Origin of the sequence: Phocaeicola faecicola (assembly GCF_013618865.1) — a bacterium.
Taxonomy (GTDB): Bacteria; Bacteroidota; Bacteroidia; order Bacteroidales; family Bacteroidaceae; genus Phocaeicola; species Phocaeicola faecicola.
Map to the genome: position 1 here is coordinate 1 of NZ_JABSOE010000092.1, position 11,474 is coordinate 11,474.

Genomic DNA, 11,474 nt, shown 5'->3' on the forward strand with positions numbered 1-11,474 from the left:
CGGATTACGAAAACCTTCTTCCCATGACAATATGCAAATAATAATCGTTAAATTTGTGGACTCTTTTTTAGACGGGTGCCTGCTGGCGCCCGTCTAAAAGGGGACACCCTAAAATTGGAAACTTACGGTAAATTTAGTTCAAGCCCCGAATAATAAGTCGAAAAGTCGCTTGTACCCTGCAGAGGGCGCAGACTACTTTTTCTTATTTGGGCCATAAGGTTTTACCAGAACCTACTAAAGCAAATAAGTGGAAAGTGTGGCTGTGTCCTTTTTTCTTTTCACAACAGGGGATATCCCTTGCTCCGGTCAGATGCAACGGAGCAGAAGTTCTTTCCGAGGTTATATTGATGAGAGTCCGGACAAGTGTTCCTTGTGGACGTATTTGATTCTTTGATTCTGTTTATAGATAGAGAGATTATCAACTCTTGAAAGTAAATGTACTTTCAGGAGTTGATTTTTTTTATTGTATGGCTGACAAGGCTTGCAGGATGATGTTTATTTCATGGCGTTATTTCGGAGGTTTTTTGTATTTTTGTTGCCAATCCTAAGTTGTTGGGGTGCAATTATACTCATGATTAAATATTAAAGATAAGAAGAAACTATGAAAATGCGTATGTGTGCAGGCCTGCTTGTGATGCTGTGCCTGGCTGTTCTCGATGTATCAGGTGCCCGTGTAGACACTCTGATGGTAAGAAGTATGAAAATGAATACGGAAGTAAAAGTGGTGGTCGTTGTTCCCGATCGGGCAATAAATAAAGAAAAATGCCCCGTGCTCTACCTGCTTCACGGCTATGGAGGAAATGCTTCTACCTGGTTGAATATCAAGCCCGAACTTCCGGATATGGCCGACCGTGAAGGTATTATGGTAGTTTGTCCCGACGGGCAGAACAGCTGGTATTGGGACAGCCCCGTCCGTCCGGAGAGCCAGTATGAGACCTTTGTGGCGAAAGAGCTGGTGAATTATATAGATACTCATTATCCGTCTGTCCGCGACCGTAGCGGCCGTGCCATTGCCGGGTTGAGCATGGGCGGGCAGGGGAGTATGTGGCTTTCCATCCGTCATAAGGATGTTTTTGGAGCCGGAGGCAGTATGAGCGGAGGGCTGGATATACGTCCGTTCCCGGAAAACTGGGACATGAAGAAACAGTTGGGTGAGAAAACTCAGTATCCTGAAAGATGGGATGATTATGCGGTGATAAATCAGTTGGACCGGATTGCAAACGATGATTTGCGACTGATCATTGACTGCGGTACAGATGACTTTTTCCTGGAGGTCAACCGCAATTTCCACAACGAACTGCTTCGTCGGGGAATCGCACACGATTTCATCGTTCGTCCGGGAGCACATAATTCAACTTACTGGAACAATGCCATCGATTATCAGTGGTTGTTCTTTACCAAGTTCTTTAAGAAGTTGTAATATCTGTAGTTCTATTAAAATGTGTTATAAAACACGTTTTATTGGTCCGAAGATTTGGAGTTACAAATAAAGTTCGTACCTTTGTACTGTGTTTTTCATAGTATTAGATTTAAGGTTAACAAAGGTTGGAGTACAGCGGTACTCCTTTTTTTATTTATAGCCGTTTCCTTTTGTCGGTATTTTTGGATACATCTGTACCCCGGTTCTGATTTATATCCCGACATTTTTCTTATAAAGCCTGCTTTTGAATATCATATTATTGCCTCCATCTCTCTTCTCGAGGATAAATGCCATAAAAATGACACTTGAAGTACACAGCTACAGAGAAAAAAACTGTACCTTTGTAAGAGTAAAGGATGATTAATCTGTGGAACTATGGAAGAATCTATATATAGTTATTCGCTTTGTATTGTATTGCATTGCCGCTGATGGTATTCTTTGGCTTTTATTTTCTGTTTGCCAAGACACCAGAGAAGAAAATTTTCGAAAACTATCTCCGCTCCCGGCGGATAATGGGTCTCGCACTGCTGTTGCTTGCCGCCAATTATTCAGTACATTTCTTTTTCGGAATAAGGTTCAAAAATGTCAACTCGGCCATATTGATGAACCTGTCCACTTATTTTTTATGCTATTATCTGTTCAGTTCGGCAATGATCACACTGCTCGACCGATTCTATATCACGCGGAAAAGGTCGCGGACACATACCATTCTTTGGGTCATCTTTTCATTCCTTTCCGGAGTCACCTTATTTCTGTTGCCGGGTGGTGCCGTGCAGAAAGTCGCATTGCTGGCTTTGGCGGCATGGTTGGTGGTTTACGGGCTTGTCCTGGCCGGCAGGGTCATTATTGCGTACCGGAGAGCCGTCCGGATTTTCGATGATACGCATGCAGATGATATAGGAGCATATATAGAATGGCTGTCCATTTTTACCTATTGGGCACTTATCTTCGGTGTCGGATGCGGATTGCTGACATTTCTGCCAGACGAATATGTTTTTATCTGGATTTTGTCGTCAATCCCGTTCTACATCTATCTTTTCTGCAGTTATCAGAACTATCTGATGTTTTATGAACAGGTAGAAAATGCTTTTGAGCAGGACATACAATCAGAAGAAGAACCTCAGAGAGATACGGAAACAGACACAGAAGCAGTCTCGGAGCAGGAAATCCCTGTGTCCTATACTGAAATTACAGAGAAGATTAACAATTGGATAAAGACAGACGGCTATATCCGGCAGGGACTTACCATAAAGGAACTGTCCGAAATACTTCATACCAACCGTACCTATCTTTCCGCTTATATCAAGACTACGTATAAAATGACATTCCGTGAATGGATAACCGGTCTTCGGCTGGAGTATGCGAAAAACATGCTGAAGGAGCATCCGGAAATCAATGTGCAGAAACTGGCTGAGTCTTCCGGTTTTCTTTCACGCAGTAACTTTATCAAATCATTTACCGAGAAGGAAGGGTGCACGCCAGCCAAGTGGAGAAAGGCGAATTTGGAATAAGTCAATGAAAAAAGTCACAGAATTTAATTTCCAAAAAGTGCTCAAATAACAATCTAAAAAGTGCTCAAACGACAAAAAAGTGCTTATTCGACAATTTGAAAAGTGCTCATTCGACAATTTTCGTAAAACGTTGAAAACTAAGAGAAAAAGCGATTATAATATTTGGGACGATAAATGTCGTTTATTACCTTTGGGGAAGACAAAGATAATAAATTCAAGTTTATATGAGCAGAAAAATCACTTTTCTTACCCTGTTTCTGTGGCTGATGACGGTAGCTTTTCCTGTCATAGCGCAGCAGAAAGCAGACACGACCTACACCTTCCGGTTCGTTCCGCAGAAGGACATGTTTTACGTGCCTTGGAATGGGAATGACACAGAGCTTGCCCGCCTGTTGGAATGTATCGAAAGCAACAAAGCCACAATTCTTGACGGCAAGCTGCCGCTATTGATTGACGGCTACTGCAACTCGCTGGGCAGTGAAACCGAGAACCTTGCCACGGCAAAGATCCGTGCCAACCGTGTGAAATCCGAACTGATCACACGCGCGGAAATAAAAGAGGAGAATTTCATCACCCGCAACCATGCAACTGAAGGTGATTTCGTCACCGTGCGCCTGACGGTATCGGTAAAGGAGACAGCCGCGACGGATGCGGAAGCGGAAGCACGACGCAAGGCGGAAGCCGAACGACTGGAAGCCGAGAAGCGTGCCGAACAGGAACGGCTTGCCGAAGAGCAGCGCAAAGCGGAAGAAGCCCGACTTGCCGCTGAAAAGGCAGAGGCAGAGAAAGCCGCTCCACAAAATACACTTGCCGACACGCCGTCGGAAACCAAAATCACAAATGATTATCGTCTCTTCCTGCGTGCCAACCTGCTGCGCTGGGCTACCCTGACACCCGATTTAGGACTTGAATGGCGCATCTGCCCGTCGTGGGGCATTGCCGTAAACGGCTCGTGGACTTCATGGAGCTGGAGCGACAAAGACCGCCGATATGCCCTCTGGGAAGTGGCTCCGGAAGTGCGTTACTACATGGGCGAGAAGAAAGCCTGGTATCTGGGTGCGATGTTCAAGGCCGGACAGTTCAACTATAAGTTCTCCGAAACAGGCAAGCAGGGCGACCTGATGGGTGGCGGCATCACTGCCGGCTACCAGCTGCGGCTGAACAAGGCATTAGATCTTGATTTCAACCTCGGCTTGGGCTACCTGAATGCCGACTATGAGAAATATGAAGTCATTGACGGTGTGCGAGTACGCCGCGGCAACGAGGCAAAGGACTGGTGGGGCCCCATCAATGCCGGTGTGACATTGGTATGGAAGTTATTCTAAATAAACTGCAAGCCGGGAGCAGAACGGAACTTGTTCCAGTTATGCCGAGGCGCAGCGTTTATTGAAGATTGAAAATCTTAACTGAGAGGAATCGAATATGAAAGCAAGACAATATATAAATATGATGGGAATGGCAGCCGCCGTGCTGCTCTCTTCCTGCGTGAAGGACACGCTCTATGACACGCCGCATCCCGACAAGGGAGCTGTCACCATCAGCCTGACGGGACTGTCGGCAGACGATAACTATGTACTCGACATGGACGGGAAGGTGGCCGACATTACAGGTTCGCCATTCACCAATCCCGACCTGCTCAATCCGGGAACACACAGTATGGTAATCTATAACCGTGCGGAAGGTTTCACTTTCGACGGACGAATGGCACGGGTCAATGCCCCTGATGGCAAGAGCCGTGCGGACGGTGCATCCGTAATCCCCCTGCCGGGCTATCTGAAGACCGTCAGTCAGGAGATAACCGTAACAGCCGACGACACGCTGCGTGTCAACCCTGTTCCGCAGCAGCGTGTACGTGACCTGCAACTGGAACTGGAAGTGATGCAGGGACGCCCCGAACTGATACAGAGCGTGACCGCCACCCTCAGCGGCATAGCCGGAATTTTTGATATGGAGAAGGGACAGACCATCGGCGAACCGACCTCCACGGTCTTCTCCTTCACCCGTGACGGCAGCAAGCTCACGGCCGACGCCCGCCTGTTGGGTACGATGGGGGCAGTGCAAAGTATGGTGCTGGACATCGTCTTCATCGATGGCGGACGCACACAGCGCACGGAGGTCGACCTGACGGAAGCCCTTGCGGACTTTAACGGCGACATGACCACCGCCTACCGTGTGACCGGAACACTGGAAACACCCGTCGGCATGGAAGAAGGCAAGGGCGAAATTACCGGATGGGAAACGGTAGAAGGTGGCGATGCCAGTGCGGAAATGTAACGGGAACTATATAATTTAACAATTAAAGACTATAAATATAATGAAGACAAGATTTTTTGCTTTTGCAGCGCTGGCATTGACACTTGCCGCTTGTAACAACGACAACGAGAACCTGAATGACGGCCCGGTAGCCGCCAAGTTTATCGCCGACATTACGCCCGCTACCCGCGTCAATTCGGAAGGAACCGACTGGACCGACGGCGACCGCATCGGCCTCACCGGCGCAGGCTTCACCAACGTGCCCTACAAGAGAGAGAACGGTAAGTTCGTTACCGACGGTACGACCATCTATTTCAATGACACCGAAACGCATACCTTCAATGCCTACTATCCGTATCAGGCTGAGGGCGGAACGGTGACCGTCAGCACCGCAGCCGACAAGCAGGGCGCGGACATCGACTTCCTCTTTGCCTCGGGAGCCACAGGCGACACCCACAACCCGACGGTGAGCTTCACCGGCGACCATGCGTTCCACCACTGCATGAGTCTCATCAAGTTCACCTTCAAGCCAGGCGACGGCCTCATTTTCAACGAAACGGAACCTGCCGGCTACACGTTGGAGGGGCTGAAGCATGAAGGCACATTCGACACGGCTACCGGAACGACTGCTGTAACCGCTACTTCCAATACGCCGATTACCATGCAGCTGGGCGGTGCCACCACTTCGCAAGTCATCATTCTCCCGCAGGGAGTGACCACCTCTCTTGACCTTAAAGTGTCTTTCAACGGACTGGACTATACAACCACACTGCCGAATCCATCCAAGCCCGAAGCGAATCAGTTCTCCGCAGGCTATGCCTACACCTACAACATAACGCTCAACAACAAGGGCATCACGGTGGAAGAACCGGAGATTACCCCGTGGGAACCCGGAAATTCGAACGATGTAAGCATCACGCTGTAAGCCCCACATACCGCTGCCCCGGCGCAAGCGTCAAGCCGGAGCTGCCCATAGGCCCTATGGTGCGACGGCCGCCTTCGCAGGCGGCGGCAGCACAAAACAAGCGTTCTTTAAAAGATTGTTAGGAAATAAAATGATTATTGCCGGAAAAAGGGTTATTTTTGTTAGCGTAATCAAAAGAAAAAGAATACTATGGCAAAGAAATCGACCCTCCAGGTGAAAGGTACCACCATCAGGACCTTGCAGCATAATGGCATCGACTATATCTGCATCACGGACATCGCCCGTCAGAAAAATCCTGCCGAGCCTAAAGACCGTGGTGAAGAACTGGATGCGACTGAAGAACACGCTGGAATACCTCGGACTGTGGGAGCAACTAAACAACCCCGCGTTTAAAGGGGTCGAATTCGACCCCCTTTTGGCGGAAGCGGGCAGCAATGCGTTCACCATGAGTCCTTCAAGGTGGGTGGACCTGACCGGGGCTGTCGGCATCTTGTCGAAAAACGGTGCCGGAGGCGGGACGTATGCACAGCGCGACATCGCGTTTAAGTTTGCCAGCTGGGTTTCCGTGGAGTTCGAGCTGTATCTTGTCAAGGAGTTCCAGAGGTTGAAAGAGCAGGAACAGGCTTTGCTGGGATGGTCGGCCAAGCGAGAACTCTCTAAAATAAACTACCATATTCACACGGATGCCATCAAGCAAAATCTCATTCCGGCGAAAGTGACGGCGCAGCAGGCAAGCCGCATATATGCCAGCGAGGCAGACGTGCTGAACGTCGCTCTCTTCGGCATGACGGCACTTGAATGGCGCGATGCCCATCCAGACTTGAAAGGTAACATCCGTGACTATGCAGGCGTAAACGAATTGATATGCCTGTCAAACATGGAAAGCCTGAATGCAGTGCCCATCAACGAAGGATTGTCCCAGCGCGAACGGCTTGTCAAACTGAACCGGATAGCCATACAGCAGATGCGCATTCTGGAAGACACAAACCGGAAGTTGTTGAAATAATCATTTTCTTTCCTTATCATTTTTTTGTTCGGAACGCTTGTAAGTAGTATTGGAAACATAAAACTTAGAAGCGATATGAACTTATTGAAACATTTTACTTACCCGGCCGCAGCCGCACTGCTACTTGCCACGGCTGCCTGTACGAAGGACGAACTGGCAGACGGTGACCGTCTGCCCGAAGGACAATACCCCCTTGAGATAGCCCGCATCACCCTCGGCGTGGAGGGCGGCGAGGCGCAGCCCTGGGGCACACCGCAGACGCGCGTCAGCGAGATTGCGGACGGCACGGGTAGCGAGTTCAGCGCGGACGACAAGTTCGCCGTACAGATAGACGGAAAGGAAGAGGTCGGCACCTACGCCGTGCAGGACAACAACACCGTCAAAGCCGAAGCACCCCTGTACTGGAGCGACACCGGCAAACACACCGTCACCGCCTGGTACCCCGCAAAGAGTGGCACCCTCGACCTCAGCGACCAAAGCCAAAGTCTTGCCTACCTGCTGTACGCCACGGGCACGGGAGACTACCAGACACCCGTCACGCTGACCTTCACCCACCAACTGGCCAAGGTGCGCGTCACGCCTTCGGACGATGCACTCGGCGAGGTAACCTCCCTCCAGCTCTATACCTATACACAGTGTACTTATGAAAAAGACAAGGCCGGACAAGGCTCGCAAGAGGGCTGGATAGAGATGAAGAAGTGCGAATATACCGAAAACGGTGCAACCATCAACTGCTGGGAGGCGAACGTGGTGCCCAGCTACACAATAACCAAGCTGCAGGCGAACGGCAACGAGGTGCGCGAACTCTCCTCCGGCATCACTCCCGTGGCAGGCAAGTTCTACAACATCACGCTGAACTATGACCCGGGCTACACCGAAGTGAGCGAAGGCAATTACACTGTCGACAACGAAAAGGGACTGAGAAACCTCGCTAAGCTGGTGAACAGCAACGGCGGAAAGACCCTAATCAACATCACCCTGACCGGCGACATCACTCTCACTGGGGAATGGACGCCGATGGGAAACTATGAGAACCGATATACCGGTACCTTCGACGGCAACGGCCATACCATTACGGGGCTGACCGTCAACCAAAAGGAAAGAGGCAATGTGGGGCTGATTGGCTACCTCGGCTCCGGCGGTAAGGTGCAGAACCTGACGTTGGAGAATGTGAATCTAAACGGAAACTTGTATGTAGGTGGCGTTGTGGGATACAGCAACAACGGCACCGTGACCGCCTGCACTGCCTCGGGTAGCATCAACGGCAAGGAATATGTTGGCGGTATAGTGGGAAGTAACTACCTCGGTACCGTGACCGCCTGCTATAATACCTCAAGCACTGTTAACGGCTCATATCTTGTTGGCGGAGTGGTAGGACAAAACAATAAGGGCATCGTAACTGCCTGCTACAATGCCTCGGGTTCCATATATGGCGAGGGTACTGTCGGCGGCGTAGTTGGAGACAACTACACCAGCACCGTTACTGCCTGCTACTGGAGCAACTATGCTGGCTATGGTATCGGCAACGGTACCGGTGATGCCACGAAGGTAGACGGCACAACCGTTACCTGGCAGACTGCCGTTGATGCCATGAACGCCGCCCTGAGCGGTAAAGGCTGGCAGTACGAACTCAAAGACGGCAACAGCCTGCCTACCTTGAAGAAGGAACAGTAAACCGTCGGGCGGGAAAAGTTCCGCCCGTAACGGAAGATAACCGAAGTATAACAGTTGTATCTGCGGTTATTGAAAAGTGAAAAAAGAAGCCTTCGGCAGTGCCGGGGGCTTCGTGCATTTGCACATATAGCGTTAGGGATTGCAGGGTAAAGCCCACAGCCCAGCGAGGACTTGCAACGGAAAGCCCGACCTGAAAGGAAACGCCCAAAAAGAAAAAATCCCCTGAAGCAATGTACTCCAGAGGACTTTTACGATACACATATTTTTATTTATAGTACAGGTTCAAATCATCTGCCGAAATCTGCTTGCCGTCTTCAAAAGTCAGCGTCTTACGGTCTATCTCCTTGCCGTTCTTACGGACAATAACCACCCACTGCATCGGCTCGTTCACAACCGCATCGTCACCATCGACGACACCACCGGAAACGGCAAACTCAATCGCACTGCCTTCAGTGGAAAGCGTAACGGATGGTACAGCCAATGCGTCATCATCAAGAATCGCCGTACCCTTGAACTTATCACCTGTATTCTCATTCACAACCGTTGTGCCGTTAGCAGCCACCACCACAGACTTTATATAGCTCCGGTAATCGCCTGACTGCTGAACAGTAACCTGATACATAGCCCCCTCACCGCCACCGGGTTCATCATCTTTGCTACAACCCACAAGACCACCAATCACGCACAGGCAAACAGCCAACCGATAAAATAACTTTTTCATAAGCATAAATATTTAAGTTTATAAATAAACCACGCAACCCAAACCGATGTGGTTATTGTTGCGAAGGATTGAATTAAACAACATCTCAAACCGGTATTCGGCAAAAAGAGCAACCTTATGGCTCAGCAAGACTTCAGGTCTTATGCCCACTTCATAGCCATAGACAAATGCCCGGCTACGCTCCAGATAAACCAGTTCGCTTTTCGTCTTAGCCCGCTGATAGCCGATTGTGCCGGAAGCCACACCCAGTAAGGAGAACTTGCGCCCCTTCAGGAGCCAGTATGCGAACTCCGGGCCGACTGTTACGGTGTTCGCCTGAACCTGTTCACGGTTCAGGTTACGATAATTGAGGTTAGCCCCCACCCTGAAAGTTTTAAAGACTTTGCCATAGCCCAGCGTACCCTGTACCTGGCTTTCGTTCACCACATAATCAACTTTCATGTTCAGATAGTTGCTGCCGATATACTGTGCCCTGCAAACAGCAGTCAGACACAGCAGGCAGCTTATAAAAAACAGCTTTTTCATAGAATTACGGATTTACTTGTATGGTAATCTGTTTTCTCACCGGCAAACCGTACCGGCTTGAAACGGTAAACTCAATCAATGTCTCGCCTATTACTCTCAGGCATGAACACCACCAGATTATTGTGTTCAAGCGCAACACCCTCGTCACGTGTAGCGTCATATCCGGAAATATAAACCTGCCCCTTACCCTTGACAAACCGTGCGGAAGCCTTTACGCCATACTGGTCTGTAGCAAGCAAAAGGTTAAACTCCACATTATCGGACAGGCTGACCATATCAGGCACATTCTGGAACTCCACATTCATATCAGGAGTAGAAACATCAAGCCTCACACTGTCGGCCCTTATCACCATTTCGCTGGCAACGGACATCTTCAGGCTCATAGCTCCTGCCGTTGTCGGGACAAAATCAAAAGAGAGTTTGTACCTACAAAATAAGAAGTCTCCGCAAGGATGTACACGAGGTATATATGAAGGTGGTGGATTTACCCATGATTGGTGAGACCGTGCCGGACTGGAATGACAAAAACATGGCGGCGTACCATGAGAAGCGACTGGAAGTGGACAGCCTGCTCAGCCGCTTCAAGTCCAGAACCTGCCGCAGCGAGCGTATAGCCAGCATATGCCAGCTGCTGGCTGAAAAGGAACAATTGCTGAATAGAATCATGCTGGTACTCTACGGACAAGAAGAGATAAAGGAAAAGACAGCAAGACAAGTGCCAGCCATTGTGTTGAAAAGTTCACAAGGAGAATCGAAAAGAAGGAAACGGACAGGTTTCTGAGGACTGCTCGGGAAAAAGGAAAAAGCGAAGTCGACCGCAATGACCGCCATGCTCAATACGCTGAACATGGAAAGACAATTAACTCAGATAATGCTGAAACGAAGAACTTGAAGGGAAAAGAAATAATCCATAAAGGTGTTTTTTTAACACATAAAGGTATTTGGTTGAAAAGCTGGCGGTCCTTTTTCAAAAGCTGGCGATGTTTCCCGGAAAGGTGGCGGTCTTTTCCCTGATCTTTCATTTTGCGTGGGAAAAAACATAAAGGAATATTTCCTTTTTTGTGGTGTTTCTTTTCCGGAAGATGATTTTTATGGGGTAATCGGACATGGTTTGGATGTGGAATCCTGCATTATATTGCAGGATTTTTTGATGTGTGCACTGTCATGGTTTGTTGTTCGGGTATGAATTTCTGCATTATATTGCAGGGATTTTTCTCTTTTTCCGCTCTTTTGGAACCTTGAAAACTCCGGTTTTTCCCTTTTTCGCATCGCTTTGGGATGATTCTGTCTTTCTGTCATAGGTCGTTTTCCATATTTTTTCCTGGCATTTTCCGGTTCTCTCTGTTATAATATATATAATAATGTATACCGGATTTCTCCCTTCAGGGTTTCCTTGAAAAAAATGCATCCCGTAACGCACTGTTTTACAAGGTATTTTA

11 protein-coding genes and 1 pseudogene are annotated in these 11,474 nt (G+C 48.9%); 8 read left to right on the plus strand and 4 right to left on the minus strand.

Features of this window, described 5'->3' with window-relative positions:
* Positions 1-601 precede the first annotated feature (601 nt).
* The 7 genes and pseudogenes from H3001_RS17560 to H3001_RS17590 all read left to right on the plus strand — a co-directional run bounded on the left by H3001_RS17560 (position 602) and on the right by H3001_RS17590 (position 8,789).
* Positions 602-1,420: an alpha/beta hydrolase gene (locus H3001_RS17560; RefSeq protein ID WP_178244722.1), complete on the plus strand. Its 819-nt coding sequence runs from the start codon at positions 602-604 to the stop codon at positions 1,418-1,420.
* Positions 1,421-1,848: 428 nt separating this feature from the next.
* A complete protein-coding gene (locus tag H3001_RS17565; RefSeq protein ID WP_181215640.1) occupies positions 1,849-2,931 on the plus strand; it encodes a helix-turn-helix domain-containing protein in 1,083 nt (360 codons plus the stop codon).
* A gap of 224 nt (positions 2,932-3,155) precedes the next feature.
* Positions 3,156-4,256, plus strand: a complete 1,101-nt coding sequence (locus H3001_RS17570; protein ID WP_181215632.1) for a DUF3575 domain-containing protein — start codon at positions 3,156-3,158, stop codon at positions 4,254-4,256.
* 97 nt (positions 4,257-4,353) lie between these two features.
* Positions 4,354-5,205 (plus strand): hypothetical protein, encoded by an 852-nt coding sequence (locus tag H3001_RS17575; protein ID WP_246368685.1) that lies wholly within the window; start codon positions 4,354-4,356, stop codon positions 5,203-5,205.
* Positions 5,206-5,245: 40 nt separating this feature from the next.
* A complete protein-coding gene (locus H3001_RS17580) occupies positions 5,246-6,109 on the plus strand; it encodes a fimbrillin family protein (RefSeq protein ID WP_181215633.1) in 864 nt (287 codons plus the stop codon).
* A 189-nt stretch (positions 6,110-6,298) separates the two neighbouring features.
* A pseudogene (locus tag H3001_RS17585) lies at positions 6,299-7,115 on the plus strand (KilA-N domain-containing protein).
* 75 nt (positions 7,116-7,190) lie between these two features.
* A complete protein-coding gene (locus H3001_RS17590) occupies positions 7,191-8,789 on the plus strand; it encodes a fimbrillin family protein (protein WP_181215634.1) in 1,599 nt (532 codons plus the stop codon).
* A gap of 265 nt (positions 8,790-9,054) precedes the next feature.
* Here the strand turns inward: H3001_RS17590 and H3001_RS17595 are convergent, their stop codons facing one another.
* The 3 genes from H3001_RS17595 to H3001_RS17605 form a co-directional block, all read right to left on the minus strand.
* On the minus strand, positions 9,055-9,510 hold the full coding sequence (locus H3001_RS17595) for a beta-barrel fold lipoprotein (RefSeq protein WP_181215635.1): 456 nt from the start codon (positions 9,508-9,510) through the stop codon (positions 9,055-9,057).
* 18 nt (positions 9,511-9,528) lie between these two features.
* On the minus strand, positions 9,529-10,035 hold the full coding sequence (locus H3001_RS17600) for a conjugal transfer protein TraO (protein ID WP_181215636.1): 507 nt from the start codon (positions 10,033-10,035) through the stop codon (positions 9,529-9,531).
* 71 nt (positions 10,036-10,106) lie between these two features.
* Entirely contained in the window at positions 10,107-10,418 is a 312-nt protein-coding gene (locus H3001_RS17605; RefSeq protein ID WP_181215637.1) for a hypothetical protein, read from the minus strand.
* 86 nt (positions 10,419-10,504) lie between these two features.
* Here H3001_RS17605 and H3001_RS17610 point away from each other — a divergent pair, with 86 nt between their 5' ends.
* On the plus strand, positions 10,505-10,816 hold the full coding sequence (locus tag H3001_RS17610) for a hypothetical protein (RefSeq protein WP_181215638.1): 312 nt from the start codon (positions 10,505-10,507) through the stop codon (positions 10,814-10,816).
* Positions 10,817-11,230: 414 nt separating this feature from the next.
* On the opposite strand, the gene H3001_RS17615 is transcribed toward H3001_RS17610, so the two are convergent.
* Positions 11,231-11,474 (minus strand): hypothetical protein (locus tag H3001_RS17615; protein WP_181215639.1); only part of this gene is annotated, 244 nt, incomplete at its 5' end.

Excerpts from the sequence above, each read along its gene's own strand:
- H3001_RS17565 (WP_181215640.1), top strand. The coding sequence starts at position 1,849 with ATGGTATTCTTTGGCTTTTATTTTCTGTTTGCCAAGACACCAGAGAAG.
- H3001_RS17590 (WP_181215634.1), top strand. The coding sequence starts at position 7,191 with ATGAACTTATTGAAACATTTTACTTACCCGGCCGCAGCCGCACTGCTA.
- H3001_RS17605 (WP_181215637.1), bottom strand. The coding sequence starts at position 10,418 with ATGAGCCTGAAGATGTCCGTTGCCAGCGAAATGGTGATAAGGGCCGAC.
- H3001_RS17600 (WP_181215636.1), bottom strand. The coding sequence starts at position 10,035 with ATGAAAAAGCTGTTTTTTATAAGCTGCCTGCTGTGTCTGACTGCTGTT.
- H3001_RS17570 (WP_181215632.1), top strand. The coding sequence starts at position 3,156 with ATGAGCAGAAAAATCACTTTTCTTACCCTGTTTCTGTGGCTGATGACG.
- H3001_RS17610 (WP_181215638.1), top strand. The coding sequence starts at position 10,505 with ATGAAGGTGGTGGATTTACCCATGATTGGTGAGACCGTGCCGGACTGG.
- H3001_RS17580 (WP_181215633.1), top strand. The coding sequence starts at position 5,246 with ATGAAGACAAGATTTTTTGCTTTTGCAGCGCTGGCATTGACACTTGCC.
- H3001_RS17560 (WP_178244722.1), top strand. The coding sequence starts at position 602 with ATGAAAATGCGTATGTGTGCAGGCCTGCTTGTGATGCTGTGCCTGGCT.
- H3001_RS17595 (WP_181215635.1), bottom strand. The coding sequence starts at position 9,510 with ATGAAAAAGTTATTTTATCGGTTGGCTGTTTGCCTGTGCGTGATTGGT.
- H3001_RS17575 (WP_246368685.1), top strand. The coding sequence starts at position 4,354 with ATGAAAGCAAGACAATATATAAATATGATGGGAATGGCAGCCGCCGTG.